This is a genomic window from Streptomyces sp. NBC_01142 (assembly GCF_026341125.1).
Taxonomy (GTDB): domain Bacteria; phylum Actinomycetota; class Actinomycetes; order Streptomycetales; family Streptomycetaceae; genus Streptomyces.
In genome coordinates, this window is the sequence record NZ_JAPEOR010000003.1 from 871,502 (window position 1) to 898,369 (window position 26,868).

Sequence of the window (26,868 nt, forward strand, 5' to 3'; positions counted from 1 at the left end):
CCGCGCGGCGGAGAAGGCCGTTGGGGAACCTTCGCGCGGGTGGTCGCTCCGAGGTCTCAGAGCCGAGTTCAATGCAGTCTGCGCATTCCTGGGACTCTTGACGCATGAAATAGACGATGGTGGCGTTTGATGCCGTTGAAACCTGTCGTTGACGACGGCGGCGCTGTTGGAGGCCGCGGACGGTCGGTGGCTCCTGCAGTTGGGCAGGCCCGTCCCGGCGGCCGTCGGAGACAGTGACGGCCGTGACGCGGGCGAGAGGGTCCCGCTGCCTCCGTCAGGGCCGAGCGCCTGATGGCCCGCCTGCACTTCCGGGCGAAGTCCGCACGTTCGCGAGGCTGCCCGCCAGGCCGGACCAGCCGTCACCGACCGCGCACTCAAGGCCTGGCTGAGCGGCGAGGGCCGCCTTGTCCGGCAAGGCCGCGAGCACATCGACATCCCCTTCCGCGCCGCCCGAATGTTTCTCGCGGGCGTAGCAGAAACAGAGCGCAGGCGGGACTTTCTGATCGAGCAGTGCGCCGCTGAGACAGTGAGCGTTTTCCGGCTTTCTCAAGGTGAAATGAGGTCGGCGGACGGGTGAGACGGGATGCTCAAACACGGCGTCGGCGCGGCGTACCTTCCAACGGGTGATTATCGTCAATATGTCACTCGAAGGGCTCATTCGGTGGCAGAAACACTGCTTTCTCGGCTGGTGCGGAGCCCGATTTCGGTTGACGGTGGATCACGTCGCACCTGCGATCCGATGAGCCGACGATGTGTCAGCCTTCGCAGCGCGTCGAAAGGATTACGCTCTCATGCGCACTGCTCGCACCCTGCTTGCTTCAGCCGCCATCACTGCGGCGCTCACGATCTCCGCACCTGTCGCCATGGCCATGGCCACTGCCGAGGGCTGGGAGGACAACGGCTCGTCCTCGAGCAGCCACGACAAGTCCGACAAGGGCGACTACGACAAGGGCGACAAGCACGACAAGGACGACTACGACAAGGGCGACAAGAAGGACGACTACGACAAGAAGGACGAGAAGAAGGACGACTACGACAAGGACGACTACGACAAGGGTGACAAGCCGAAGGGTGGCGTGCACACCGGCGGTGGCGCTCTGGCCATGGCCGTAGTCGAGGACGACCACGAGAAGAAGGACGACTACGACAAGGGTGACAAGAAGGACGAGAAGAAGGACGACTACGACAAGAAGGACGAGAAGAAGGACGACTACGACAAGGGTGACTACGACAAGAAGGACGAGAAGAAGGACGACTACGACAAGGACGACTACGACAAGGGTGACAAGCCGAAGGGTGGCGTGCACACCGGCGGTGGCGCTCTGGCCATGGCCGTAGTCGAGGACGACCACGAGAAGAAGGACGAGAAGAAGGACGACTACGAGAAGAAGGACGAGAAGAAGGACGACTACGACAAGAAGGACGAGAAGAAGGACGACTACGACAAGGGTGACTACGACAAGAAGGACGAGAAGAAGGACGACTACGACAAGGACGACTACGACAAGGGTGACAAGCCGAAGGGTGGCGTGCACACCGGCGGTGGCGCCCTTGCACTGAACACGACCGAGGGCTGGGAGGACAGCGGCTCCGGTGGCTACGAGAAGGGCAAGTCCGAGGGCGGCTACGAGAAGGGCAAGTCCGAGAAGGGCGGCTACGACGACTCCTGGAAGAAGGACAAGCCGCACGGTGGTGTCCACACCGGTGGTGGCGCCATGGCCCTGACGGGCAGCAGCCTGGCTGCCGGCTCGGTGCTGATGCTCGGTGGCCTCGGCGCCGCTGCGTACAAGCTTCGTCGCCGCAACGGGTCCGGTGCTGCGGCCGCCTGACGGACGGAACCACGAGCAGGTCGCTCGCTGTCGCGGCCACCGTCCCTCTCGGGGCGGTGGCCGCGGCGATTGCGTTTTCTGCCGCCGCAGTCCCCTCCGCCGCCCGCTCACGCCCCACTGACACCCCGTACGACGAAAGGCACGCTCACATGGCCGCCCCGCAGCCGCCCGGTTCGACCCCCCCCGCCCCTGCCTCCAGTACCTTCGGCCGCGCCTTGCTCTGGCCCGTCGTGGCGGTGGCGCTGGGTTTCATCCTGATCTACAACTCCATCGGCGCCCCGGCAGAAGGCATCCCCCAGGCCCGCCCCGTAGCTGCCGCTCCGGTGCCGTCCAGGGTTGTCACCCCTGCTCCTGACCTGGTGCTGCCCCGTTCGGCGCCGAAGAGGATCGCGATCACGGATATCGCTGTCGACGCACCGTTCACCGCGTTGTCCATCGGTGCTTCCGGAGAGCTGAATGCACCTCCGCCGGACGACAAGAATCTGGTCGGCTGGTTCCGGGGTGGTGCGACACCCGGCGAGCGCGGCACCTCGATCGTGGCGGGTCACGTCGACACCAAGACCGGCCCCGCAGTGTTCCTGCAGCTCAGCGAGCTGAAGCCCGGAAGCAAGGTCTACATCGCCCGCGAGGACGGCACTATCGCGAGGTTCGAGGTCGATTCCGTCGAAACCTTCAGCAAGGCGCACTTCCCCAATGACCGGGTCTACGCCGACACTCCATCCCCGCAGCTGCGGCTGATCACCTGCGGAGGCAACTACGACAGGAAGGCCAAGGACTACGAAGACAACGTGGTGGTGTTCGCCCACCTCGACGCGGTCAAGCGGGCCTGAACGCTGCCCCGCAACGAAAGCGGGAACCTCGACCGCCGAGGAGCCGGGCCCGCCAGTACGAACGGCTCCCTCGGCGTCCGAAAGCCCGGCTGCATTGCCGACAGGTCTCATCGTGCTCTTCGTCGGTGACTTGACGGGTCATGGCGTGCTCGGCTGCACTCGGCCACCACCGGCCGGGGTCCGGCGGCCCCGGCAGGACGGGGCAAGCCCCTGTTCCGGGCGTCGGACATCAAGATCAAACTTCGTCTCACCGAGACCCGGACCTTCGGCAACGGGGTCGTTCTCCTCCGGTATCAGCGTACTGAGGCTTCCTCGCCGGGATGATCCTCGCGCCGTCCGCCGGGCTGGTACTTCGCCGCTTCACCGGGGCCCGGCCTGATATACGGCCGCTCCTGTTTCGGAGACTGGCGGCCTGTCGTCGAAGTCCCTGAGGGCAGCAACATGGCGAACTCGAGTACGCACCGGCCAGGGCCGACCGGGAGTCGTGGGAATCCGCAGCAGGCTCCGGGCGGGCAGCTGTCGGCCCTTCGGCGTCCTGTGGGAGGGGTCGTCACTCGGGGAACAGCCCGGTGCATCCGGAGGGCGTCGACCGACTCGGCGAGCAGCTCGTACTCGGTCACCTCGTCATGGACCGCGAATCGCACGAGCCGACCGTCCGCCAGCTGTTCGGCAATGCTGTTCTGACAAGCGTGGTCGTCACGCCAACTGCGGAGCAGGACCGGCACATCGGGGACGTGCGCCCCTATCGGGCAGAGTGCCTCGGCCGGGAAGTTCGGACTGTCAGGTCTGGGGTCGAGCCTCTCGGCGATCCACGTTGCGCGGTCGCGCAGCCACCACAGTGCGAGGGGCAGAGTGGGCGCACGATAGGTTCCCAGGGGGACACCGATACGCTGCCCTCCAGCCACTCCGTACGCGGTGACGTGACACAGGAATTCGTCATGCACGGTTGCTCTCCTTGCACCGTTTCGTCGCGAGGCGGCTACGGCCGCCAAATCGTTGCATCGATGTGGCGCGCGTGCAGTGAAGTGGGTCCCGGGAGAGCGATTTGTTCAATCTTGGATAGCCTTAATCAATGAGTATCCACACCCTCGCATTCTTGTCACCACAGGATTCCGGGCAGATGTGACGCATATTCAAGACGTCTATTGGCCGAAACCATCTGTCTCGGTCCCTCGCCGCGCCCAGGCGCACGGTGACGTTGCCGCTCGCGAAGCGCACGGCGTTCAATTGTGCACGCCACTCTGCGCGTGTCGAACGCATGGCCGGAACGGGAAGCGGTCCATGGTGGTTCCGAGGCACAACCACTCGCCGTCGGGATCGCCCAGTACCGAGGATCAGTGCATGAACAGCGCAGACTTGCTGGCAGATGCGTTCGAGCGCGTCAGGGAGGAAGTACACGCCGCCGTCGAGGGGCTCGCGCCGGATGATCTCAACGCCCGGCTGGACACCGACGCGAATTCCATCACCTGGCTCGTGTGGCATCTGTCGCGCATCCAGGACCATCACGTTGCCGACGCGGCCGGCGTTGAGCAGGTGTGGCTCTCCCAGGACTGGGCGGCCCGTTTCGAGTTGCCCTTCCCCAAGAAGGCGACCGGCTTCGGCCACTCCAGCAAGCAGGTCGCCGCGCTGAGAGCCCAGTCCGCCGAACTGCTGCTCGGCTACTACGACGCCGTTCACGAGCAGACCTCGCGCTTCGTACGCGGACTCGACGACGCGGCGCTGGACCGCGTCGTGGACGAGTCCTGGTCCCCGCCGGTCACCCTGGGCGTCCGTCTGGTCAGCGTCATTGCCGACGAACTTCAGCACGTCGGGCAGGCGGCATTCATCCGCGGGTTCCTGGAGCGCCGGTAAGAAGGCCGGCGGCCCGTACGGGGCGCGGGTTCGGCACGCCGCCCGCCCCCGCGCCGCTCGGGCCCTGGGCCGGATGCCGAGCGGGAACTCGACGCACCGCTGGTCGCGCGCCTGGTCCACGACCTCGGCCGTGCTCTCCAGGGACGTGGAGAGCACGGTGCCGGCCGGGTGCCTCTACGCTCTACCCCGTGGATGAGCACGGACAGGTGCGGGAACGATTGAGGACTGCACGGGCAACGCTGAGTCATGTCGACGCCCGGCAGCGGGACTTCTGTGCCGATGACCTCGGTGATCTGCTGGACTCGGCTTACCTGAGCCAGGCCGACGCCGAGCGGGTCGTCGGGTGGCTGGTCGAGCGGGCGGTGTCCGACGTGGACTACGCGGTACGGGAGTCGGCCCTGCACGCTGTCTCCAACGCCGGGGTTCGGTACAAGCTCCCTTACTCGTCGGTCGAGCCGCTGGCCGCCGGCATCGATGCCTTTGAACCTCTGCTGCTTGAGTACGTGCTGTTCAGCCTGTCCGCGACCCATGACCCCGCTGCACGGCCGATCATCGAGCCCTTTCTTGGCCATCCTGATGCTGCCGTGCGCGAGGAGGCAGCGCTCGCGATGGCCGAACTTCGTGGTGCAGGCGGCGGGGCGGGCGGGCCGGGCCGCGTGATCGCGTAGACCTTCGGAGGGACACCCGGCGGTAGCGACTACTGGTGCGGTGGTGCCCCACTCGCCGCACGGACCACCGAACGTGCCGTCAACCTGCCCGCCTGCAGAATGTGTTCCACGTCTGTGGGCCGGCAGCGCTGAAGTTCCGGGTCGTACTCGGTCATGACGACGCCGACATGATCGGCATCCGGCTCTTCCAGGTGAGCGGGCCACCCGTGTGCCCGCAAGCCTGCGTGGAAGGAGCGGGAGTGCTGCCCGTCCACGCGGGTGTCCTTGGCGCCGTGGATCAGCCAGACGGGGACGGGGGCAGGGTGCACGTCCGCCAGGTCCTCGCCCGGGATGGTTCCGGTGGTGCGGGCGGGCCAGTCGTAACGGCCTGCGATGCCTACGACGGCCGTCGGACGCCAGCCGTCGACGAGCTCCGGGTGGAGGGCGATGCCGATGGCCGCCGCGGCTGAGGCTGACCATCCGGCCACGGTGATGCGGGCGGGGTCCCCGCCGAATTCGGACGCGTGATCCCGGACAAAGCGCAGCGAGTCCAGAAGGTGGGAGCGGCCGAGGTCGGCGGAGTCGGCGCGCCAGTCGGGCACGAACACAACGACGCCGTTGTGTGCCACTTCCCGTGCCAGAGGAGCGAGAACGTCCCTCTCGTCGGGGCCCACGCCGTGCCAGAGCAGGACGCAGGCAGCTGATGGCAGATCATCCGCGGGGCGGTACACGTCGAGGAGTTTGCTCCCACCGCCCGGCTCGGGCTGATGTGCATAGGGCACGGTGTGCGTTTCCGTTGTCGGCATGAGCCCTCCGCGGGGTGGTCCTGGGCGCGTCCGTACGATCCTGGCACGGTCGTCCTCGGTGCGGTGAGGCGCCGTTGCCGGGTGCGCTCGCTACCTCAGCGTCAGAGCGAGAACGGCCTGGTCGTCCTCCTCGAACTCCGCCGACCAGTGCTCTGCGTCGGCCCGTACGAACGACACGACGTCCTCGGGGTCCGGGGCGCGCTCACCGCCGAAACGCTCCGTGAGCCGCTCGAGCACCGGATAGAACACGCCGTCCGCGTTACGCGCCTCACTCACGCCGTCCGTGTGTACGACGAGCAGTTCGCCGGGCCCCAGCGGATGCACCGTGGTCTCCACGGCCCCGCCGGGGGACAGCCCGCCGAGCCCCAGCGGAAGTGCGGGCGCGGTGTCCAGTCGCCGGGCGCCCTCGGGGCCGACGACGATGGGCGGCGGGTGGCCGCGGTCGACGACGCGTACCTCACCGCCCGCGAGCGGGAACTCCAGCACCAGCGCCGTCACGAAGAGTTCGGGGTCACCCTCGTCGCCGGCCGGGCTGTTGCGGGCGATGCTGAGTTCCAGTCGCTCGGCCAGACTGCTCAGGTTCTCCCACTCGTGCGCGGACACCCGGAAGCTGCCCAGGACCGCCGCGACCGTCTGCACCGCATCCAGCCCCTTGCCGCGTACGTCGCCGATGATGGCCCGTACTCCGAAGGGTGTGGTGCACACGTCGTACAGATCGCCGCCGACAAGGGTGCCGCCCTCACCGGCCGAGTAGAACCCGGCGGCACGTACCGGACCGAGCCGGCGCGGCACCGGGCGCAGCAGGGTCTTCTGCATCGCCTCCGCGACCGAATTCGCCCGGATCAGATGCTGCCTGGCGCGCTCCCGCTGCCAGGAGAGGGCCGTGCTGGCGATCCCGATGAGCAGCGTTGCGCAGTACAGGGCCACATGGTGCTGTTCGTCGAAGTGGCCGGGGCGGCGGGCCGCCAGGAGCATCTGCAACCCCAGACAGACGACGGCGGAGAACGCGGTGCCACGCGGGCCGCGCGTCGCCGCGGCGAGCGGAGGCACGCCCGTGAGCAGGAAGCTCACGGGCTCCCGTCCGTCGAGGGCCAGATCCACGATCAGATCGAGCACGACAGCGGCGAACGGCAGCCACCAGAGCCACCCCTGACGCAGAAGCAGGGTGCGCCAATCCGGGGAAGGACTCCTACGAGGCATAAGGCGCACCCTAAGAGCCCCGCCCACCAGGACCGCTCACGCGGCGAGTCGTGTCGTGCACCACCCTCGATATCGGCGACGTCGGGTGGTGGGGGCTCCGGTCCGGGCGTTGGCACCCCATGCCCCAGCCGGATCTCACGGCCGGCACCTCACCACCGGGGAGGGCCGGGCATGCGGTGCGGTCGGGTCGCTCCGCGACAGGCTCAGCCGCTTCCGCTTCCGCTTCCGCACTCGCCGCGGTTGCTGCGCTCACTGCGCCGTGATGCGACGAGCTGGGCCGATGCGCTGTCCAGCAGCATCTCGAGCGCGGTGGGATACGCACTGTGGTTCATCCGGGCAACCAGCAGGTGCGCGGTCGCCGCGATGTGCGGATGGGTGGTTTCGGGCAGCCGGGCGTACGTGGCCTGCCAGACCTCCTCGTCCGCCTCCCGTGCCGCCGCCGGCAGCGCCAGGGAGGCCGCGTCCAGCGCGGCGAACGCGAGGCTCTGGTCGATGAACGCGTGATAGATCCGGACCGCGGCGGCGTCCGTGAAGCCGGCGGTGCGCAGCAGCCCCAGGATCGTTTCGTCGGCCGCCACCTCGTACGCCTTGCCGGTCACCCGGCTGGCGGTCAGCACCGCTGCCTGCGGATGTCCGAGATACGCGGCATGGATGCGCAGCCCCAGCTCCCGCAGGTCGGCGCGCCAGTCACCGGTGCCTTCCCACCCTGCCAGGGCGCGTCCTACGAGCACGTTCCCGATGGCGAGCGTCAGATCGTCGATGCCGCTGAAGTACCGGTACAGCGTGCTCGGGTCCGCACCCAGGGCGATACCGAGGCGGCGGACGGTCAGGCCCGAGCTCCCGTGCTCCTGCAGCATGCGCAGCGCGGTCTCCACGATCAGCTGCTCCGAGAGCACGGCACCGCTTTTCGTGGGACGACGTCGCCGCCGGGCCTCCTCAGGCACCACGGGCTTGGGCACGACACGCTCCCTCCACAACCACCGCCATGATCCCCCGACCTTATGCCAACATCATTGACGTGAACAGAGGCGTGCGCGTTGGATCGGATTCCGACAGGCGCCGCGCACAGGCAGCGCCCCGCAGGCTGTTTTCCAGGAAACGGAGTTTGGCGATGCGTGTTCTTCTCGTGGGAGCCGGCGGCGTAGGTACCGCCATCACCCGGATCGCGGCCCGCCGGTCCTTCTTCGACCACGTGGTCGTTGCCGACTACGACCTTTCCCGCGCCGAAGCCGCCGTTGCGGCCCTGGCGCCGGACGACCGCTTCAGCGCCGAACGGATCGACGCGAGCGATGAGGGGGCCGTCACCGCCCTGCTGCAGCGGCAGCGCTGCGACGTCCTGCTCAACGCGACCGATCCCCGGTTCGTGATGCCGCTGTTCCAGGCGGCCCTGGCCGCCGGGGCGCACTATCTCGACATGGCGATGTCGCTGTCCCGCCCGCACCCGGAGCACCCGTACGAACTCTGCGGCGTCAAGCTCGGCGACACCCAGTTCGAGCGGGCCGCGGACTGGGAGAAGGCCGGATCCCTCGCCCTCGTCGGCATCGGCGTCGAGCCGGGACTGTCCGACGTCTTCGCCCGGCACGCCGCCGAGGAACTCTTCGACGAGATCGAGGAGATCGGCATCCGCGACGGGGCGAACCTCACGGTCGACGGCTACGACTTCGCGCCCTCATTCAGCATCTGGACCACCATCGAGGAATGCCTCAATCCTCCGGTCGTCTACGAGGCCGACCGCGGCTGGTTCACCACCGCACCCTTCAGTGAGCCCGAGGTCTTCGACTTCCCCGAGGGGATCGGACCCGTCGAGTGCGTCAACGTCGAGCACGAGGAAGTCCTGCTCGTGCCGCGCTGGGTGGACGCGCGGCGCGTCACCTTCAAGTACGGCCTCGGTGAGGACTTCATCCGTACGCTGCAGACGCTGCATCTGCTGGGCCTCGACCGCACCGATCCGGTGCCGGTGCCCGCGGCGGACGGATCGGGCACGGTCCACGTCTCCCCGCGGGACGTGGTCGCTGCCTGCCTGCCGGACCCGGCGACCCTGGGGGAGCGTATGCACGGCAAGACCTGCGCGGGCACCTGGGTCAAGGGCACCAAGGACGGCCGCCCGCGCGAGGTCTACCTGTACCACGTGGTCGACAACCAGTGGTCCATGCGCGAATACGGCTGCCAGGCCGTCGTGTGGCAGACCGCGATCAACCCCGTTGTGGCCCTGGAACTGATCGCCGCCGGCACGTGGTCCGGCAGCGGCATCCTCGGCCCCGAGGCCCTGCCCGCCCGGCCGTTCCTGGACCTGCTGACCGAGTACGGTTCGCCCTGGGGCATGCGCGAGCAGTGACGGCCCACGCCGGAGAAGGGCGGCACTGCTGGGCCACGGAGCACCGGCGGCCGCCGCAGTCTGTTCCGCGGCGCACGGCGTCCGTCCGGCACCATTCGGGGGTGGCTATCCGCAGGCAGCCGGCAACCCGCCCTCCATGAGGTACGGAACCGCCGACTCGGCCCCAGCGTCGTAAGGCCGTGACCGTGAGAGCCGGACGAATCATCTTCACTCTCGTGCTGGCTGCCGGGGTGCTCACCGGCTGTGCCAAGGACGACGAAGGCGCAGAGGCTGTCCGGGCGACGCCGTCCGGCCGGACGATGCCCTTCGACCTCTCCACGCATTGCGGAATCGACGAGGCCCGTGTCGGCTCGACGTATTTCGAAGCGGAGACCCCTCTCTCCGACGGCTCGGGAAACCCGCCCGACGGGTGGGACAACCCCACCCAGAGCGGCACGATGACCGTGAAGTCCGACACGGAGGCCGTCTTCACCGACGACGCGGGGCACGAGGTGAAGTTCCGCGCCCGGCCGGGTGCGACGGCCTACAAGCTCATCTGCCGGTAGAGGTCGCCTCGTTCGGCGTTGCCCGCATGCCGCGGTCCCGGGGCAGGCCGCTTCCTCGACGGCCGGGTCGCCGGGGCGTACGGACACCGGCGACCCGGCCGGCGGAGACCCTCACCGCTGAGTGGCGGCTGAACGTTCGCTTTCGGGTGACCCTACGGCTGGGTGTCGGCCCTGCTCGGCCGAGTGTGTCCGACGATCGCAGGCGGCCGGACCTCTCTCGGCCACGAGCCGCCAGGTCGCCGGGGAGGCTGCCATGCACATCCTGCTTGTCGCGAGCGCGTTCAACAGCCTTACGCAGCGAGTCCACGCCGAATTGAGGGACCGCGGGCACAGCGTGGCAGTGGAGCTCGCACTGGACGGCACCTCGATAGGGGATGCCGTCCGCCGGCACGAGCCCGACCTCGTTGTGGCCCCCATGCTGAAGACCGCCATCCCCCGCGAGGTGTGGGCGGCACACACGTGTCTTGTCGTCCACCCCGGGCCCGTGGGGGACCGCGGACCGTCGTCCCTCGACTGGGCGATCCACGAGCGCGCGACACGGTGGGGCGTGACCGTCCTGCAGGCCAACGCGGACATGGACGCGGGAGACGTGTGGGCGTCGGTCGCCTGCCCGGTACCGCCGGTGGCCAAGAGCGACCTGTACCGGAACGAGGTGTCCGACGCCGCGCTGTCGGCGGTGCTGCTGGCCGTTGAGCGATTCGCTGCGGGTACGTACTCCCCCCGGCCGCAGACGGGCGGTCCCGCGGCGGGTGACGGCCGTGCCCGGCCGTACTTCCGCCAGGTGCTCCGCCGGATCGAGTGGGAGTCGGACTCGACCGAGACGGTTGTCCGCAAGCTGCGCGCCGCCGACTCGCAGCCGGGTGTGCTGGATGAACTGCTCGGTGAGGAGTGGTATCTCCACGGCGGCCATCCCGAGGACGGGCTGCGCGGCCGTCCGGGCGAGCTGCTGGCCACCAGGGCAGGCGCGATCTGCCGGGCGACCACCGACGGTGCCGTGTGGATTCCCGAGCTGAGGCCCCGCCGTAGGCCCGGGGAACCCGCCACCTTCAAACTGCCCGCCGTTCTCGCACTCGCCGGACGGCTGCCCGCCGTGCGTGAGCACCCCGCGCCCCTGCACGCGGACACGGACGCGGACACGGACACGGAAGCGGATACACGCACGCACCTTCGCACCTGGTCCGACATCCGCTACCGGGAGGACGGACACGTCGGCTTCCTGTCGTTCTCCTTCCGCGGCGGCGCGATGAGCACGACGCAGTGCCGCCGACTGCTGGATGCCTACCGGACGGCATGCTCCCGGCCCACCGCGGTCCTGGTTCTGGGCGGCAGCCGGGACTTCTTCTCCAACGGCATCCACCTCAACGTGATCGAGGCGGCCCTCGACCCGAGCGCGGAGTCCTGGGCCAACATCAACGCCATGGACGACCTGGTGGAAGCCGTCCTGACGACGACCGACCGGCTGGTGGTCTGCGCCATCGGCGGTAACGCCGCCGCGGGCGGAGTAATGCTGGCTCTGGCCGCGGACGAGGTGTGGTGCAGGGCGGGCGCGGTGCTGAACCCGCACTACCGCCTGATGGGTCTGTACGGCTCCGAGTACTGGACGTACACGCTGCCCCGCAGAGTGGGCACCGCCGTGGCCGACCGGCTCACCCGGCAGGCGCTGCCGGTGAGCGCGGTGGCCGGGCAGCGGCTCGGCCTGGTGGACCGGGTGGTGGAGTGCGCACCGCAGTACTTCACCGGCGAGGTCGCTCGGTCGGCCGCGCAACTGGCTTCCTCGCCCGCGGTGCAGTCACGGATCGCCGCGAAGAAGGCGGAACGGGACCGCCAGGAGGCCGTCAAGCCGCTGGCCGCCTACCGGGAGGAGGAACTGGCCCGGATGCTGCGTATCTTCTCCGACCCGGGCGAGCCCTACCACGCGCTGCGTCGCGCTTTCGTCCGCAAGGAACCCCCGTCCCGCACTCCGCAGCACCTCGCGGTGTCCGAGCCCGCAAGGCGGGCGGCGGATCTGCCCCGCCCGGACGGCAACGTCACCGGATTGGCCCTGTGTGACGCGTCAGAAGGACCCGGCGGCTGTTACCAAGAGAGCTGAAGGTTGAAATCCAGGCTTTCGTCGCATATCTCCCCGAGGAGACATCCCCATGGATGCAGCAACGCCGACCACGGCCGAAACGACGGGTGCCTCCGCCGCGGCCGACGAGGACAAGCCCCCGATCCACATCCTCTGGATCAACGCGGGACTGAGCTGCGACGGCGACTCGGTCGCGCTGACGGCCGCGATGCAGCCGAGCATCGAGGAAATCGTGCTCGGGGTGCTGCCCGGGCTGCCGAAGATCGCTGTCCACTGGCCGCTGATCGATTTCGAATGTGGTCCCGTGGGCGGCGCCGACACGTTCATCGAATGGTTCTTCAAGGGGGAACGCGGCGAGATCGATCCCTTCGTCCTGGTCGTCGAGGGGTCCATCCCCAACGAGTCGATCAAGGCGGAAGGGTACTGGTGCGGCTTCGGCGACAATCCGGAGACCGGTCAGCCGATCACCACCAGCGAATGGATCGACCGGCTGGCGCCCAAGGCCCTGGCTGTCGTCGCCATCGGGACCTGCGCCACCTACGGCGGCATCCACGCGATGGCAGGAAACCCGACCGGCGCGATGGGTGTGCCCGACTACCTCGGGTGGGACTGGAAGTCCAAGGCCGGAATTCCCATCGTGTGCGTTCCCGGCTGCCCGATCCAGCCCGACAACTTCTCGGAGACCCTGACCTACCTGCTCTATCAGGCAGCGGGGGCCGCCCCGATGATCCCGCTGGACGACAAGCTGCGGCCGACATGGCTGTTCGGCGCCACCGTCCACGAGGGGTGCGACCGGGCCGGCTACTACGAGCAGGGCCAGTTCGCCCTCACGTACGACTCGCCCAAGTGCTTGGTCAAACTCGGCTGCTGGGGCCCCGTCGTCAAATGCAATGTGCCCAAACGGGGCTGGATGAACGGCATCGGCGGCTGCCCGAACGTCGGCGGCATCTGCATCGCCTGCACCATGCCCGGCTTCCCCGACAAGTTCATGCCGTTCATGGACGAACCGCCCGGCGGCAAGGTGTCCAGCGTGGCCAGCGGAGCGTACGGAGCCGTAGTGCGCACACTCCGGTCGATCACGGCCAGAACCGTGGACAAGGAGCCGAAGTGGCGCCACACAGGAGAGCAGCTGACCACCGGATACCGGCCGCCGTGGTGACCGCGTCCTCCTGGCAACACCCCCCTGCGGACCTCCCCGCGTGACGATCCGACCTCCTCATGAAGGGCACGGCACACACACGATGGCACCGACGACGAAGGCGGCCGGCGACGGCAGCGGCCTGGTGGAGATGGCCTGGGATCCGATCACCCGGATCGTGGGCAGTCTCGGAATCCACACAAAAATCGACTTCAAGCAGAAGCGGGTCGCGGAGTGCTACAGCACCTCGTCGGTCTTCCGCGGCTACAGCGTCTTCATGCGCGGCAAGGACCCCCGCGACGCGCACTTCATCACCAGCCGTATCTGCGGTATCTGCGGCGACAACCACGCCACCTGCTCGGTGTACGCGCAGAACATGGCGTACGGCGTGAAGCCGCCCCATCTCGCGGAATGGATCATCAACCTCGGCGAATCCGCTGAGTACATGTTCGACCACAACATCTTCCAGGAGAACCTGGTAGGGGTCGACTACTGCGAAAAGATGGTCCGCGAGACCAACCCGGGCGTCCTGGAGCTGGCCGAGCGCACCGAAGCGCCGCACGCCGGAGACCACGGCTACCGCACGATCGCCGACATCATGCGGTCGCTGAACCCCATCGAGGGCGAGTTCTACCGCGAAGCCCTCCAAGTGAGCCGCTACACCCGGGAGATGTTCTGTCTGATGGAGGGCCGCCATGTGCACCCCTCCACTCTCTACCCGGGCGGCGTGGGCACCATCGCCTCCGTCCAGCTCTTCACGGACTACCTCAGCCGCCTCATGCGCTACGTGGAGTTCATGAAGCGCGTCGTTCCCCTGCACGACGACCTGTTCGACTTCTTCTACGAGGCCCTGCCCGGGTACGAGGAGGTCGGCCGCCGGCGTGTGCTGCTCGGCTGCTGGGGAGCGCTCAACGACCCCGAGTACTGCGACTTCACGTACGCCAACATGACCGACTGGGGACGGCGGATGTTCGTCACCCCCGGCGTCATCGTCGACGGCAAGCTGGTCACCAACGACCTTACGGAGATCAACCTCGGCATCCGGATCCTGCTGGGCAGCTCGTACTACGACGACTGGGAGGGCCAGGAGCAGTTCGTCACCCGCGACCCGCTCGGCAACCCGGTCGATCCTCGGCATCCGTGGAACCAGCACACGATCCCCGCCCCCCAGAAGCGGGACTTCAACGGCAAGTACAGCTGGGTGATGTCTCCCCGCTGGTTCGACGGCAAGGACCACCTGGCGCTGGACACCGGCGGCGGCCCCATCGCCCGCCTGTGGTCCACCGCGCTGTCCGGGCTCGTCGACGTCGGCTACGTCAAGGCCACCGGCCACAGCGTCGTCATCAACCTGCCGCGCACGATGACCAAGCCCGAGACCACCTTCGAGTGGAAGATCCCGCGCTGGAGCAACGCACTGGAGCGCAACCGGGCCCGCACCTACTTCCAGGCCTACACCGCCGCCGTAGCGCTGCACTTCGCGGAGAAGGGGCTGGCGGAGGTCCGTGCCGGACGCACCCAGACCTGGGAGAAGTTCGAGGTTCCGGACGAGAGCATCGGCGTCGGTTTCACGGAGGCCGTCCGCGGTGTGCTCTCGCACCACATGGTCATCCGCGACGGCAAGATCGCCAACTACCACCCCTACCCGCCGACGCCGTGGAACGCCAGTACCCGCGACTCGTTCGGAACACCCGGCCCGTACGAGGACGCCGTACAGAACACGCCGATCTTCGAGGAGAACCCGCCGGAGAACTTCAAGGGCATCGACATCATGCGCGCAGTGCGCAGCTTCGACCCCTGTCTGCCGTGCGGCGTCCACATGTACGTGGGCGGGGGCAAGACCGTGCAGAAGATGCATGTGCCGACCGGCCTGAGCGGCCTGGCCGGATGAGCGCGGCAGCCGCCGCCACCGCTCCGCCCGTCGGCGGGGCGGCGAGGGCGGTCAACGCGGAGGAGGCCGGGCGCCGCGTCGAGGAGGTGCTCGACCGCCTGGCAGCCACTGGTGACCAAGAGGTGTGCGCGGCGGCCGAGGAACTGGTGCGGGTCCTGATGGACTTCTACGGCGCCGGACTGGCCCGCATCGTCACCCTGCTGGACGCCCCCGCGGCCAAGCGGCCCGGGGGCGGAACCCTGGCGGGACTGCTCGGCGACGAACTGGTGTCGAGCCTGCTGGTCCTGCACGACGTACACCCCGAGGACACCGCCACCCGCATCGCGCGCGCCCTGGACAGCGTGCGCAGCCACCCCGCCGAGGTGGTGGACTTCGACGACGCCACCGGCACGCTGCGCCTGCGGTCCTCCGGTGGCGAGGGCGAGGGCTGCGGCTGCCCGAGCACCGGCGCGACGGCCCAGCAGGCAGTCGAGGACGCCCTGTCCTGCTTCGCGCCGGAGGTGACCACAGTGGAACTGGAACCGGCCGCCACCTCCCGGGAGCCGGCTCTGCTCCAGATCGGAACCCGTCCGCCCACCGGCACCGCCGCCCCCGGACCGGCCTCGGCGAAGGCGCTGTGAGCGCGCCTCAGGCGTGGCCGCAGCGGCCGGGGCCCGCCCCGGAACTCCGGGGTCTGCGCCGGTTCACGGCACCCCGCCCGCCGCAACAGGAACGGTGCGAACTGTGCGGGGTGCCGGTGTCCGACGGCAGCCACCGGCATCTCGTGGACACCGAAAAGCGTTCGCTGGCGTGCGCCTGCACCCCGTGTGCCCTGCTGTTCGCGGAGCCGGGCGCCGCCGGCGGCCGCTTCCGGACGGTTCCGGACCGCTACCTGGCCGACCCCGGCCACCATCTCGAAGACAGCGCCTGGGAACTCCTGCAGATCCCGGTCAGCGTCGCCTTCTTCTTCCGCAACTCCGCGCAGGACCGGCTGGTCGCGCTCTACCCCAGCCCGGCCGGCGCGACCGAGAGCGAACTCGAGCCGTCCACCTGGCAGTCCGTACTCGGCGGCAGCCGCCTGGCAGGCCTGCTCGAACCCGACGTGGAGGCACTGCTGCTGCGCCGCTCGGACGGCCGGGCCGAGTGCTATCTGGTGCCCATCGACATCTGTTACGAGCTGGTGGGCCGAATGCGCCTGCTGTGGCAGGGATTTGACGGCGGGGCAGAGGCGCGGACCGATCTGCAGGCGTTCTTCGAGCACGTCGGGCGACGCGCCCAAGCACCCGGGGAGGCGGGCCGGCCGTGACAGAGTTCTCCTTCACCTGCACCGGTGTACGCGCCGACCGGTACGCCGCCGGACCCACCCTGGTCTTCCGGCTGCGCATCACCGCGTCCCAAGACGTTCGGGTGCACGCCCTCGCCCTGCGCTGCCAGATCCGTATCGAACCGGCCCGGCGCAGCTACGACGCCCCGGAGGCCGAACGGCTGGCGGATCTGTTCGGTGAGCGCTCACGCTGGGGCAGCACGCTCCAGCCGGTGCAGTTCGCACAGGTCTCGCTCATGGTCCCCAGCTTCACCGGAGAGACGGAGACCGATCTCGTGGTGCCCTGCACCTACGACATGGACGTCGCCGCGAGCCGGTACTTCGGCGCACTCTCGGACGGAGACGTGCCGCTGCTCATGCTCTTCTCCGGTACGGCGTTCACCGGAGCCGGCGGATTCCGTGTCGAGCCGGTGCCCTGGGACCGGGAGGCCTCCTACCGGATGCCGGTGGAGGTGTGGCAGGAGATGGTCGAGCAGCACTTTCCGGGCTGCGGCTGGATCCGGCTGCCCCGCGACACCATGGACTCGCTGCTCGCCTTCCGCTCACAAAGGGCGCTGCCGTCCTGGGAGGCGACCGTCCGCGCCCTCCTGGACGCGGCGGCCCCGCCGGACCCCCAGCCGCCGGCCCGCGCTCTGGCCGGTGCCCTGCGGCCGCGTGTCACCGAGAGGACGGCGCCGTGACGACAGTCGCGTTCACTGCGGAGACGGAAGCCCGGTTCGCCACCGCCCGGCAGGTTGCCGACGCCGTCCTCTTCGAGGGCTACGTGCTGTACCCCTACCGGGCCTCGGCGGCCAAGAACCGGTTGCGCTGGCAGTTCGGGGTGCTCGTACCGCCTGCCTGGGGCGCCGAGTGCGAAGAACACGACTTCCAGCACACCGAATGCCTGATGGAACCGAAGGCGGGCGCGACGCTGGCGGTCGAGCTGCGGTTTCTGCACGCCCGCCGGAAGACCGTGCAACAGGCCCGCCAGGACGGCACCTTCGAAACCGTGCCCGAACTGCACCTCCACGACCGCGTCCTGGTTCCCTGGGACGAGGGCGCCGAAGAGCGCGTCGAGGTGTCCACCACCGTGGCCGGGCTGACCGGGGACGGTGTCAGCGTCCCCTTCACCCGCCCCGCCCGTGAGGAGACCGAGCCCGTCCTCGACGCGGACGGCCGGCTCGTGGGCCGCCTGGTCCGCCGCTGTGAGGAGATCAACGGCGTCGTACGGCTGTCCGCGCAGGAACTCGAAGGCCCCTACCGGGCGCTGCGGTTGACCGCGGTTGTGGAGAACACCAGCACCTGGACGCCGGACGGCGGCGGCGCCGACCGCGACGCGGCACTGCCGCACTCGCTGGTCGCCACCCACCTCCTGCTGTGCCTCAGCGCCGGCTCGTTTCTTTCGATGACCGACCCGCCCGAGTGGGCCAAGGTCTCGGTCGCCTCCTGCCGCAACCTGCACACCTGGCCGGTACTGGCCGGTGAACCCGGCCGCGCGGACCTGGTGCTGTCCTCCCCGATCATTCTGGAGGACCACCCGGCCATCGCCCCCGAGAGCCCGGGGGCGCTCTACGACGCCACCGAGATCGACGAGATCCTCGCGCTGCGCACGGCGGCCCTCACCGACCAGGAGAAGCGCGAAGCGCGCGGGACCGACGCGAAGGCGGCCGCCGTGATCGACCTGGCCGACTCGATGCCCCCCGAGGTACTGGAGCGCCTGCACGGAGCGGTGCGGGCCCTTCGGGAGGTCACCGAACCCGGCCCGTCGTCCCGTCAGGGCTCGCCGGACGACCTTGAGCTGTCCGACGGACACGATGTCGTCCGGCCGGACACCCCGTGGTGGGATCCGGCCGGTGACGCCACCGTGGACCCGGCCCGCGACCAGGTCCTCGTCGACGGCCGGCAGGTGGGCCCGGGCAGCCGCGTGCTGCTGCAACCGGGCCTGCGCCGGAGCGACGCACAGGACCTGTTCCTGCGGGGCCGCAGCGCGCAGGTCGAAGCCGTACTGCACGATGTGGACGGGGGAGTGCACCTGGCGGTGACCGTCGAGGGTGACCCCGGGGCCGACATCCGCCGCGAGCAGGGACGCTTCCTTTACTTCCAGCCCGACGAAGTCGCACTCCTGGAGGACGTATGAGCCTTCCCCCGCACGAGAGCGCGCGGACTCTGGTCGCCGGCGTGGGCAACATCTTTCTCGGCGACGACGGCTTCGGCGTCGAGACGGTGCGCCGGCTGGCCGAGGAACGGCTGCCCGAGCACGTCGAGGTCGTGGACATCGGCGTACGGGGCGTACACCTGGCGTACCAGCTACTGGACGGATACGACACGCTCGTCCTGGTCGACGCCACCGCACGCGGCGGCGAGCCCGGAACGCTGTATCTGATCGACGCCGGCACGCCCGGCGGAATCGAACCGCAGGACGCAGTGCTCGACGGCCACCGTATGTCCCCCGACGCGGTCCTGGCACTGCTGGACACCCTGTGCGCCGGCACCGGCGGGATCCCGCCCCGGCGCAGGCTGGTGGTGGGATGCGAACCCGCCTGTGTCGAGGAGGGAATCGGTATCAGCCCGCCGGTGGCCGCCGCAGTACCGGAAGCCGTACGACTGGTCCTGGGCATTGTGCGGGACGGCGAGCAGGAAGCGCCCGCGCAGCGGGCTGCGGCCGGACCGGCCGCGAAGTGAGGAGAAGACCATGAACAAGTCCGTCATCGGCGGCGCTGCCGCTGCTGCCGCCGCTCTCGCCGCCGTAGTGAAGCAGGTGCTGCCCGACCTCAGGCGCTACCTGCGTATGCGGCGGATGTGATGCTGCCCCTGCCACGGGCCGCAGGGTTGTCCCCGCCGCGGGTCGCTTGGCTGCACCGAATGGCGTACGCGGGCCGGGGCGTCGGCGAGCCAGAACGGCTGCCCGCGTACCCCGCCGTGTAATGGAGCCGACCGGACAGGCCGCACCGCCCAGCGAGCCCCCCCACAGGGCGGGTGCGGCGTCCACCGGTCCCATGGCGGTCGACGGCGATCGGCCTCTGCCAGAACGGAGACCGATGCACGAGATGTCCATCGCGCTGGCTGTCGTCGGCCAGGTGGAGGAGGCGGCCGCACACGCCGGCGGCGTCACCGCGGTCACGTCCGTACGACTCCAGGTGGGCGAGCTGGCCGGAGTCGTCCCCGACGCACTGTCCTTCTGCTTCGAACTGGCCTGCGCCGGGACCGTGCTGGAAGGCGCCGAACTGGTCGCGGAACCTGTGCCGGGCCGTGCCCGCTGCGAGCCGTGCGCGGACGAATGGGCGGTCGGCATGCCCCCCCAACTGTGCTGCCCCCTGTGCGGGGAGGCGACTGCAGAGCTGCTCTCGGGCCGTGAGCTGCAGATCGTCAGCGTGCGCTGGGAAGACGGCCCGGCGCACACCCGCGAACCGATCTCCGAGGAGTGCTGAACCATGTGCCGTGTGGTCGACCTGCAGCAGGCGGTACTCGCCAAGAACGATGAGACCGCGCAAACGCTGCGCGCCGAACTGGCAGCCCGCGGTACCACGGTGGTCAACCTCCTCTCCAGCCCCGGCAGCGGGAAGACAGCCCTGCTGGAACGCGAACTGCTCCTGGCACGTGAGAGGGGGGTGCCGGTCGCCGCCCTGACCGCCGACCTTGCCACCGAGAACGACGCCGTGCGACTGGCCCGCTCCGGGGTGCCGGTCAAGCAGGTGCTCACCGACGGGCTGTGCCACCTCGAGGCCGGGATGCTGGGCCGGCACCTGGCGGGGTGGCTGCCCGAAGGCACCCGACTGCTGTTCGTGGAGAACGTCGGCAACCTGGTCTGCCCGGCCTCCTACGACCTCGGCGAGGCCCTGAGGGTCGTGCTCGCGTCGGTGACCGAGGGGGAGGACAAGCCGCTGAAGTACCCCACTGCCTTCGGTCTGGCACATCTGGTGGTGGTCACCAAGACCGACATCGCGGGTGCCGTCGAGTTCGACGAAGCGGCGTTCCGGGCGAATGTCGCGCAGGTCAACCCCGGGGTGGAGGTGCTCCTGACCTCCGCGCGCGCAGGTCAGGGAGCGGGTGCGCTGCTCGAGCGGGCGATGGCGGTGGCGGACGGCGGCGCGGTCCACGCGCCGGTCATGGCCCGGCAGCAGCACGATCACCACCACCACGGTCACCACCACCACGAGGACGGTCACCACGAGGACGGTCACGACGAGGACGGTCACCACCGGGACCGTCACGACAGGGACGGTCACGACGGGGACGGTACGCACACTCACGTACATCCCCACCCGGACGAGTCCCGGTCCCGGACCTTCACGGCCACCGCCCCCGGCGCTGTGGCCCAGACTCGCTCGTGATCACACCGCAGTCGGACATCTCCGTCGCCGATGCGAATCAGCGCCGTCGGGTCACCGTCCGGGGTGTCGTACAAGGCGTCGGGTTCCGGCCGTTCCTGTACACCCTCGCCACGGGACTGGACCTGGCCGGGCATGTGACCAACACCGGAGACGGCGTCGTCGCGGAGGTCGAGGGAGCACCCACGGCCGTAGCCCGGTTCTGCGAACGGATCGCCACCGAGGCGCCCCCGCTGGCGTGGGTGGAGTCCGTCGACCAGCAGGAGGTCCCCGCCGCGGGCAGTGCCGGATTCGCCATCGTCGCCTCCCGCTCGGAGGGACCCGCGCGCACGCTGGTCTCCCCGGACATGGCCACCTGCGCCGACTGTCTGACCGAACTGGCCGACCCGGCCGACCGGCGTCACCGCCACCCCTTCATCACCTGCACACACTGCGGCCCGCGCTTCACCATCGTCACCGGCCTGCCGTACGACCGGGCCCACACGACCATGGCCGGCTTCCCGCTGTGTCCCGACTGCGCCCGCGAGTACGCCGATCCGGCCGACCGCCGCTTTCATGCGCAGCCGGTCGCCTGCCCCGCCTGCGGGCCCCGCCTGCGTCTGCTGCACGCGTCCCCCGGCGGGCCGCCCCTACCGGGATCAGCGGCGGACCCGGTCGCCGAAGCCCGCAGGCTGCTGTCCGGTGGCGCGATCCTCGCCGTCAAGGGCCTCGGCGGCTACCACCTCGCCTGCGACGCCTCCAACTCCCGGGCCGTGGCCCTGCTGCGTCGCCGCAAGGCCCGCGGCGACAAGCCCTTCGCCCTGATGGTCCGGGACGTCGCCGACATCGAGCCCCTCGTGCACCTGAGCGCCGGGGAGCACGCACTGCTGACCGGCGGCGTCCGGCCCATCGTTCTCCTGCGTCGCCGCGTCGGCGCCCTGCTGCGGCCCGGGGCTCCACGGTTGTCGGACGTCGTCGCGCCGGGGAGTCCCGACCTCGGCGTCATGCTCCCGTACACCCCCTTGCACCACTTGCTGCTCGGCCTGCCGGGCGACTCGCCGGGGCCGCGCCTGCTCGTCATGACCAGCGGGAATACGGCCGGCGAGCCGATCGTCACCGACGACGCCGAGGCATTGGACCGGCTGGCGCACCTGGCCGACGCCTGGCTCACCCACGACCGCTCGATTCATGTGCCGTGCGACGACTCCGTGGTGCGTATCTGCGACGGCGAGCTGCTCACGGTGCGCCGCGCACGCGGTTACGCGCCCCTGCCGGTTGCCCTGCCCGTTCCCGTACGGCCGGCCCTCGCCGCCGGGGGCGACCTGAAGAACACGTTCTGTCTCGCCGAAGGGCGCAGAGCCTGGCTGTCCGCGCACATCGGGGACATGGACGACCTCGCCACGCTGCGGGCGTTCGGGCGCGCAGAACGGCAGTTGGAGTCGATCACGGGGGTGGCTCCCGAGGTCCTGGCGGCCGACCGGCATCCCGGCTACCGCTCCGCGCAGTGGGCCGAGCGTCATGCGGGTCGCCGTCGGGTCGTGCGTGTCCAGCATCATCACGCACATGTCGCGGCCGCGATGGCCGAGCACGGCCTGGACGGCAGCCGGCCGGTGATCGGCGTCGCGTTCGACGGGACCGGCTACGGCGACGACGGGGCGGTGTGGGGCGGGGAGATCCTGCTGGCGGACTACGACGGGTTCACCCGGTTCGGGCATCTCGCGTACGTCCCACTGCCGGGCGGCGACGCTGCCGTGCGCCGGCCGTACCGCATGGCACTCGCGCATCTGCGCGCGGCAGGCATTGCCCGGACCGAGGACCTTCCCTGTGCGGCCGCCTGCCCTCCTGATGAACGCCGCCTGCTGGAGCGCCAGTTGGAGAGGAACCTCAACTGCGTCCCCACCTCGAGCATGGGTCGGCTGTTCGACGCAGTCTCCTCCCTCGCAGGGGTGTGCCACCTGGCCGGATACGAAGCGCAGGCCGCCATTGAACTGGAGGCCGCCGCGCTGACGGCAGCCGGAGAGGACGGCTCCGGCTACGCGTTCGCACTGCGCCCGGGGGTGGCGGCCGGTCAGGCCGCAATGACCGCCGACCCCGCCCCCGTACTGGCAGCGGTCGTCGACGACCTGCGCGCGGGTGCTGCGCCGGCCCTCATCGCGGCACGCTTCCACACAGCGGTCGCCGGTCTCGTGCACAGGACCTGCGTCATGGCCCGCGAGCAGCACGGACTGGACACCGTCGCCCTGACCGGCGGGGTGTTCGCCAACACCCTGCTCTCCACGGCCTGCGCGGGGGCGCTGCGGAAGGACGGGTTCACCGTCCTGCGCCACCACAAGATCCCCCCGAACGACGGAGGACTGGCACTCGGTCAGCTCGTGATCGCCGCCCGCACCGCGGCCGGGCACGGGCGCGCGGCCACCGACTGATGCCACGCCCGGCAAGGCCGGGCAGACGCACCACCCACATGGCAGACGCACCACCCACAGCGAGGAGAACCCCCATGTGCCTGGCGGTACCCGGCAGAGTTCTGGACATCGAGGAACGGGACGGCACCCGGATGGCCACCGTCGACTTCGGCGGCGTGGTCAAAGAAGTGTGCCTGGAATACCTGCCGGACCTCCAGGTCGGCGAGTACGCCATCGTCCACGTGGGATTCGCCCTGCAGCGACTGGACGAGGAGTCGGCCAAGCAGACGCTCGAGCTGTTCGCGACCCTCGGGATGCTCCAGGAGGAGTTCGGCGACCCGTGGGAACTGGCCGCGGAAGCGAGCGGATCCCCGTCGCCCGGCGGCATCGAAGCATCGCAGGAGGTCCAGCAGTGAAGTACATCGACGAATTCCAGGACCCCGGCCTGGCCCGACGTCTGCTCGATGACATCCACTCCACCGTGACCAGACCATGGGCGTTGATGGAAGTCTGCGGGGGACAGACGCACACCATCATCCGGCACGGCATCGACCAACTTCTGCCGGACCAGGTGGAACTGATCCACGGGCCCGGTTGCCCGGTGTGTGTCACCCCGCTGGAGGTCATCGACAAGGCACTGGAGATCGCCTCCCGGCCCGGGGTGATCTTCTGTTCGTTCGGCGACATGCTCCGCGTCCCCGGTACCGGCCGAGACCTGTTCCAGGTCCGCAGCGAGGGCGGCGACGTGCGGGTGGTCTACTCCCCGCTCGACGCCCTGCGGGTTGCCCAGCAGAACCCGGAACGTGAGGTGGTGTTCTTCGGTATCGGCTTCGAAACCACGGCGCCCCCGAACGCGATGACGGTGTACCAGGCGCGCAAGCTCGGCATCCCGAACTTCAGCCTGCTGGTGTCGCACGTGCGCGTCCCCCCGGCGATCGAGGCGATCATGCAGTCCCCGAACTGCCGGGTGCAGGCCTTCCTCGCAGCCGGACATGTGTGCAGCGTGATGGGCATCGGGGAGTATCCGGAACTGGCCGAACGATTCCGCGTCCCGATCGTCGTGACCGGATTCGAGCCACTGGACATCCTTGAAGGCGTACGCCGGACGGTCCTCCAGCTCGAACGCGGCGAGCACACGGTCGACAACGCCTACCCTCGCGCCGTCAGACCCGAGGGAAACCGCGCCGCCCAGGCCATGCTGGAGGACGTGTTCGAGGTCACCGACCGCGCCTGGCGGGGCATCGGTGTCATTCCCGCCAGCGGCTGGCGGCTGTCCTCGCGTTACCGGGACTACGACGCCGAGCACCGTTTCTCGGTGACCGGCATCGACACCCGGGAACCGGCCGAGTGCCGCAGCGGTGAGGTTCTGCAGGGCCTGCTCAAGCCCCATGAGTGCGAGGCGTTCGGCACCACCTGCACCCCTCGCAATCCGCTCGGAGCCACGATGGTCTCCAGCGAGGGTGCGTGCGCCGCCTACTACCTCTACCGACGGCTGGACATCACGACCGCATCTCTGGAGGCGAGCCCCGTTGTCTGAGACCACCGAGCTCCGTGCACCGGACCTCACGGCGTGGACCTGCCCGGCCCCCTTGCGTGACCAGCCCCGGGTGGTGATGGGCCACGGCGGTGGCGGGGCCATGTCCGCCGAACTGGTCCAGCACGTCTTCGCGCCCGCCTTCGGCGGAGAGGTGCTGTCGCAACTGGGCGATTCCGCGGCGGTTTCGCTCGGGGGTGTCCGGCTGGCCTTCTCCACCGACTCCTTCGTGGTGCGGCCGCTCTTCTTCCCCGGCGGCAGCATCGGCGACCTCGCGGTCAACGGCACCGTCAACGACCTGGCCATGAGCGGCGCCCGGGCCGCCTATCTGTCCTGCGGGTTCATTCTGGAGGAGGGCGTCGAGATCGCGGTTGTGGCACGCGTGGCCGAGCTGATGGGCGCGGCCGCACGCGCCGCGGGCGTCGAAGTGGCCACCGGCGACACCAAGGTCGTCGAAGCAGGCCACGGAGACGGGATCTTCGTCAACACCGCGGGGATCGGCCTCATCCCGGCAGGCGTCGACATGCGTCCCCAGCGCGTCGTCCCCGGCGACGTCGTCATCGTCAGCGGTGCGATCGGCGTGCACGGCGTGGCGATCATGAGTGTCCGCGAGGGCCTGGAGTTCGGCGTGGAGATCGAGAGCGACTGCGCGGCCCTGGGCGGGCTGGTGGAGGCCATGCTCGCGGTGACCCCGGACCTGCACGTACTGCGCGATCCCACCCGCGGTGGGCTGGCCGCCGCACTCAACGAGATCGCGGCGGCCTCCGGCACCGGGGTCGTCATCCAGGAGCGCAGCGTCCCTGTCCCGCCGCCGGTGGCCAATGCCTGCGCCATCCTGGGCCTCGACCCGATGTACGTGGCCAATGAGGGCAAGCTGGTCGCGTTCGTCCCCCGTGAGCACGCCGAGGCGGTTCTGGGCGCGATGCGGGCGCATCCCCTGGGCGCGGACGCGACGGTGATCGGCGAGGCGGTGGAGGCACACCCCGGCATGGTGGTGGCCCGGACCGGACTGGGTGGCACACGGGTGGTCGACCTGCCGATCGGGGAGCAGCTGCCCCGAATCTGCTGACCGGGCCCCTGCCGGGCGGCACTGGTGGCGGCTGCTCCACGGAGCAGCCGCCACTACGCAGTGGCCGCCCGGCACCCCTTGGGCGGCCCCTGGCCCCGGACTCCACCGGGCCCGCCGAAGGGCGAAACCGCGAGGTCTGGGCGGAGCGGGTGAGTACGGCGGCGGGCGAAGCCTTCCTCGTCCAGCGCGCGTATGTGGGCCCTGAGCCAGTCGTTCCCGCCGAGTGGGGAGAACCTGCCGTTTCCCACCCTCACCGTGACGGGCCATGACGATGCGGCCGGGGAGTTGCCGACGCTGTACGCCGACGGCCGCGGCGTCGCACGCGCGTACGGCACGAGCCGGGCACGAGCCTGAGTGACGGCGTGTGGAAGCAGTGGCGTGTGGCTCCAGGCATCCATCAGCGATTCACCGGCGCCTTCACCAACGGGGCGACACGATCACGGGCGGCTGGGTGTGGTCGACCGACGGTGAGGTCTGGGCGCCGGACTTCGACGTGACGTACACCCGGGTCGAGTGAGGGCAGCCGACGCAGGAACCAGCGCCCGCAAAACTGGCCTTTGAACCGCACCTCACTGCGGGTGACTCCGGGGCGTCGCCCTGAAGTCATACAGCTGCATGAGTCCGGCCGTGGCCGGATGCGCTTGCCCCGAGATCGTTTCGCAGGTCGACGCCCCTATGAAGGCGAGCTCCGGCGACATCGGCGGCAGTGCGCGGATATCTAGCCGTTCCTCCGCTTGCCGGGCGGGTCCTGCGGGTCCACGCCGGTGAAGGCCGAGGCGTCCTTCGTGCCGCTGGAGCGCTGTGAGCGGCCCCTGGAACCGGTGTCGTGCATGCCTTCCTCGTCGGCCCTCTTGGCTTGCTCCTCGCCCCGGCGGCCGGTGCTCTTGGCGGTGTCTCCCGGGACTGACTTCGCCTCCTCCCGGGAGACCTTTCTGCCCTTGCCCTTCTCGGGGGCGTGCTCCTCGGGATGGAATGAGCGATGGGCGCTCGGGTTGTCCTGCTGGCGGGTCTCGTCCACGTCCGGTGACCAGCCGTGCTGCTGGCTGCCCTGGTGTCGGCTCGGTCCCTCGCCTTGCGACGGCTGGGATGACTTCGGCTTCTTCGCCATGACCTGGCCTGCCTGTCCTGTGTCTGTGA

The 26,868-nt window shown here is 69.6% G+C and carries 24 protein-coding genes and 1 pseudogene; 20 read left to right on the forward strand and 5 right to left on the reverse strand.

The annotated features are described in order from the left end of the window. Window positions 1–791: 791 nt before the first annotated feature. Both OG883_RS37975 and OG883_RS37980 read left to right on the forward strand, forming a co-directional pair. Window positions 792–1,829, forward strand: coding sequence for a hypothetical protein (locus OG883_RS37975; protein ID WP_266551352.1), 1,038 nt, complete (start codon window positions 792–794; stop codon window positions 1,827–1,829). A 149-nt stretch (window positions 1,830–1,978) separates the two neighbouring features. Continuing rightward, complete coding sequence (locus tag OG883_RS37980; RefSeq protein ID WP_266551354.1) at window positions 1,979–2,659, forward strand: class F sortase; 681 nt, start codon at window positions 1,979–1,981, stop codon at window positions 2,657–2,659. Between the two features lie 551 nt (window positions 2,660–3,210). Here the strand turns inward: OG883_RS37980 and OG883_RS37990 are convergent. After that, window positions 3,211–3,603, reverse strand: a pseudogene (locus OG883_RS37990) (hypothetical protein); the annotation flags it as partial. A gap of 397 nt (window positions 3,604–4,000) precedes the next feature. Here OG883_RS37990 and OG883_RS37995 point away from each other — a divergent pair. Then, on the forward strand, window positions 4,001–4,510 hold the full coding sequence (locus OG883_RS37995) for a DUF664 domain-containing protein (RefSeq protein ID WP_266551356.1): 510 nt from the start codon (window positions 4,001–4,003) through the stop codon (window positions 4,508–4,510). A 188-nt stretch (window positions 4,511–4,698) separates the two neighbouring features. Further along, the gene (locus OG883_RS38000; RefSeq protein ID WP_266551358.1) at window positions 4,699–5,178 is read left to right on the forward strand and encodes a HEAT repeat domain-containing protein; all 480 of its coding nucleotides are present in this window, start codon (window positions 4,699–4,701) and stop codon (window positions 5,176–5,178) included. Between the two features lie 29 nt (window positions 5,179–5,207). Here the strand turns inward: OG883_RS38000 and OG883_RS38005 are convergent, their stop codons facing one another. The 3 genes from OG883_RS38005 to OG883_RS38015 all read right to left on the reverse strand — a co-directional run bounded on the left by OG883_RS38005 (window position 5,208) and on the right by OG883_RS38015 (window position 8,122). Next, entirely contained in the window at window positions 5,208–5,963 is a 756-nt protein-coding gene (locus OG883_RS38005; protein WP_266551360.1) for an alpha/beta hydrolase, read from the reverse strand. 90 nt (window positions 5,964–6,053) lie between these two features. Further along, window positions 6,054–7,163, reverse strand: a complete 1,110-nt coding sequence (locus OG883_RS38010) for a PP2C family protein-serine/threonine phosphatase (RefSeq protein ID WP_266551362.1) — start codon at window positions 7,161–7,163, stop codon at window positions 6,054–6,056. Window positions 7,164–7,366: 203 nt separating this feature from the next. Then, window positions 7,367–8,122, reverse strand: a complete 756-nt coding sequence (locus tag OG883_RS38015; protein WP_266551364.1) for a TetR/AcrR family transcriptional regulator — start codon at window positions 8,120–8,122, stop codon at window positions 7,367–7,369. 152 nt (window positions 8,123–8,274) lie between these two features. On the opposite strand from OG883_RS38015, the gene OG883_RS38020 reads away from it, so the two are divergent. The 16 genes from OG883_RS38020 (at window position 8,275) to hypE (ending at window position 25,731) form a co-directional block, all read left to right on the forward strand. Continuing rightward, window positions 8,275–9,498, forward strand: coding sequence for a saccharopine dehydrogenase family protein (locus tag OG883_RS38020; RefSeq protein ID WP_266551366.1), 1,224 nt, complete (start codon window positions 8,275–8,277; stop codon window positions 9,496–9,498). 185 nt (window positions 9,499–9,683) lie between these two features. Next, the gene (locus tag OG883_RS38025) at window positions 9,684–10,043 is read left to right on the forward strand and encodes a hypothetical protein (protein ID WP_266551368.1); all 360 of its coding nucleotides are present in this window, start codon (window positions 9,684–9,686) and stop codon (window positions 10,041–10,043) included. A 253-nt stretch (window positions 10,044–10,296) separates the two neighbouring features. Next, complete coding sequence (locus OG883_RS38030; RefSeq protein ID WP_266551370.1) at window positions 10,297–12,132, forward strand: hydrogenase maturation protein; 1,836 nt, start codon at window positions 10,297–10,299, stop codon at window positions 12,130–12,132. A 49-nt stretch (window positions 12,133–12,181) separates the two neighbouring features. Further along, complete coding sequence (locus OG883_RS38035) at window positions 12,182–13,270, forward strand: hydrogenase expression protein HypE (RefSeq protein ID WP_266551372.1); 1,089 nt, start codon at window positions 12,182–12,184, stop codon at window positions 13,268–13,270. An 82-nt stretch (window positions 13,271–13,352) separates the two neighbouring features. Then, window positions 13,353–15,137, forward strand: coding sequence for a nickel-dependent hydrogenase large subunit (locus OG883_RS38040; RefSeq protein WP_266551374.1), 1,785 nt, complete (start codon window positions 13,353–13,355; stop codon window positions 15,135–15,137). After that, window positions 15,134–15,757: a NifU family protein gene (locus OG883_RS38045; protein ID WP_266551376.1), complete on the forward strand. Its 624-nt coding sequence runs from the start codon at window positions 15,134–15,136 to the stop codon at window positions 15,755–15,757. The genes OG883_RS38040 and OG883_RS38045 overlap by 4 nt, the downstream gene beginning before the upstream one ends. Beyond that, on the forward strand, window positions 15,754–16,422 hold the full coding sequence (locus tag OG883_RS38050) for a DUF5947 family protein (RefSeq protein ID WP_266551378.1): 669 nt from the start codon (window positions 15,754–15,756) through the stop codon (window positions 16,420–16,422). The genes OG883_RS38045 and OG883_RS38050 overlap by 4 nt, the downstream gene beginning before the upstream one ends. After that, complete coding sequence (locus OG883_RS38055; RefSeq protein ID WP_266551380.1) at window positions 16,419–17,120, forward strand: DUF6084 family protein; 702 nt, start codon at window positions 16,419–16,421, stop codon at window positions 17,118–17,120. The genes OG883_RS38050 and OG883_RS38055 overlap by 4 nt, the downstream gene beginning before the upstream one ends. Further along, a complete protein-coding gene (locus OG883_RS38060; protein WP_266551382.1) occupies window positions 17,117–18,556 on the forward strand; it encodes a hypothetical protein in 1,440 nt (479 codons plus the stop codon). The genes OG883_RS38055 and OG883_RS38060 overlap by 4 nt, the downstream gene beginning before the upstream one ends. Beyond that, window positions 18,553–19,101, forward strand: coding sequence for a hydrogenase maturation protease (locus tag OG883_RS38065; RefSeq protein ID WP_266551384.1), 549 nt, complete (start codon window positions 18,553–18,555; stop codon window positions 19,099–19,101). Before OG883_RS38060 ends, OG883_RS38065 begins: the two co-directional genes overlap by 4 nt. A 356-nt stretch (window positions 19,102–19,457) precedes the next feature. Then, window positions 19,458–19,847 (forward strand): hydrogenase maturation nickel metallochaperone HypA, encoded by a 390-nt coding sequence (locus tag OG883_RS38070; protein WP_266551386.1) that lies wholly within the window; start codon window positions 19,458–19,460, stop codon window positions 19,845–19,847. Between the two features lie 3 nt (window positions 19,848–19,850). Further along, complete coding sequence (gene hypB / locus OG883_RS38075) at window positions 19,851–20,750, forward strand: hydrogenase nickel incorporation protein HypB (protein ID WP_266551388.1); 900 nt, start codon at window positions 19,851–19,853, stop codon at window positions 20,748–20,750. Next, window positions 20,747–23,149 (forward strand): carbamoyltransferase HypF, encoded by a 2,403-nt coding sequence (hypF, locus tag OG883_RS38080; RefSeq protein WP_266551390.1) that lies wholly within the window; start codon window positions 20,747–20,749, stop codon window positions 23,147–23,149. The genes hypB and hypF overlap by 4 nt, the downstream gene beginning before the upstream one ends. A 74-nt stretch (window positions 23,150–23,223) precedes the next feature. Continuing rightward, window positions 23,224–23,544, forward strand: a complete 321-nt coding sequence (locus OG883_RS38085) for a HypC/HybG/HupF family hydrogenase formation chaperone (protein ID WP_266551392.1) — start codon at window positions 23,224–23,226, stop codon at window positions 23,542–23,544. Then, complete coding sequence (hypD, locus tag OG883_RS38090; protein WP_266551394.1) at window positions 23,541–24,665, forward strand: hydrogenase formation protein HypD; 1,125 nt, start codon at window positions 23,541–23,543, stop codon at window positions 24,663–24,665. Before OG883_RS38085 ends, hypD begins: the two co-directional genes overlap by 4 nt. Then, on the forward strand, window positions 24,658–25,731 hold the full coding sequence (gene hypE, locus OG883_RS38095) for a hydrogenase expression/formation protein HypE (protein WP_323181047.1): 1,074 nt from the start codon (window positions 24,658–24,660) through the stop codon (window positions 25,729–25,731). Before hypD ends, hypE begins: the two co-directional genes overlap by 8 nt. 718 nt (window positions 25,732–26,449) lie before the next feature. Here hypE and OG883_RS38100 read toward each other — a convergent pair. Further along, entirely contained in the window at window positions 26,450–26,839 is a 390-nt protein-coding gene (locus OG883_RS38100; protein WP_266551395.1) for a hypothetical protein, read from the reverse strand. Window positions 26,840–26,868 lie beyond the last annotated feature (29 nt).

What these genes read in the sequence shown, in the direction of transcription:
- OG883_RS38005 (WP_266551360.1), bottom strand. Translation starts at nt 5,963, where the DNA reads ATGCCGACAACGGAAACGCACACCGTGCCCTATGCACATCAGCCCGAG.
- hypB (WP_266551388.1), top strand. Translation starts at nt 19,851, where the DNA reads ATGTGCCGTGTGGTCGACCTGCAGCAGGCGGTACTCGCCAAGAACGAT.
- OG883_RS38085 (WP_266551392.1), top strand. Translation starts at nt 23,224, where the DNA reads ATGTGCCTGGCGGTACCCGGCAGAGTTCTGGACATCGAGGAACGGGAC.
- OG883_RS38070 (WP_266551386.1), top strand. Translation starts at nt 19,458, where the DNA reads ATGCACGAGATGTCCATCGCGCTGGCTGTCGTCGGCCAGGTGGAGGAG.
- OG883_RS37995 (WP_266551356.1), top strand. Translation starts at nt 4,001, where the DNA reads ATGAACAGCGCAGACTTGCTGGCAGATGCGTTCGAGCGCGTCAGGGAG.
- OG883_RS38010 (WP_266551362.1), bottom strand. Translation starts at nt 7,163, where the DNA reads ATGCCTCGTAGGAGTCCTTCCCCGGATTGGCGCACCCTGCTTCTGCGT.
- OG883_RS38065 (WP_266551384.1), top strand. Translation starts at nt 18,553, where the DNA reads ATGAGCCTTCCCCCGCACGAGAGCGCGCGGACTCTGGTCGCCGGCGTG.
- OG883_RS38045 (WP_266551376.1), top strand. Translation starts at nt 15,134, where the DNA reads ATGAGCGCGGCAGCCGCCGCCACCGCTCCGCCCGTCGGCGGGGCGGCG.
- OG883_RS38020 (WP_266551366.1), top strand. Translation starts at nt 8,275, where the DNA reads ATGCGTGTTCTTCTCGTGGGAGCCGGCGGCGTAGGTACCGCCATCACC.
- OG883_RS37980 (WP_266551354.1), top strand. Translation starts at nt 1,979, where the DNA reads ATGGCCGCCCCGCAGCCGCCCGGTTCGACCCCCCCCGCCCCTGCCTCC.
- OG883_RS37975 (WP_266551352.1), top strand. Translation starts at nt 792, where the DNA reads ATGCGCACTGCTCGCACCCTGCTTGCTTCAGCCGCCATCACTGCGGCG.
- OG883_RS38040 (WP_266551374.1), top strand. Translation starts at nt 13,353, where the DNA reads ATGGCACCGACGACGAAGGCGGCCGGCGACGGCAGCGGCCTGGTGGAG.
- OG883_RS38030 (WP_266551370.1), top strand. Translation starts at nt 10,297, where the DNA reads ATGCACATCCTGCTTGTCGCGAGCGCGTTCAACAGCCTTACGCAGCGA.
- OG883_RS38035 (WP_266551372.1), top strand. Translation starts at nt 12,182, where the DNA reads ATGGATGCAGCAACGCCGACCACGGCCGAAACGACGGGTGCCTCCGCC.
- OG883_RS38100 (WP_266551395.1), bottom strand. Translation starts at nt 26,839, where the DNA reads ATGGCGAAGAAGCCGAAGTCATCCCAGCCGTCGCAAGGCGAGGGACCG.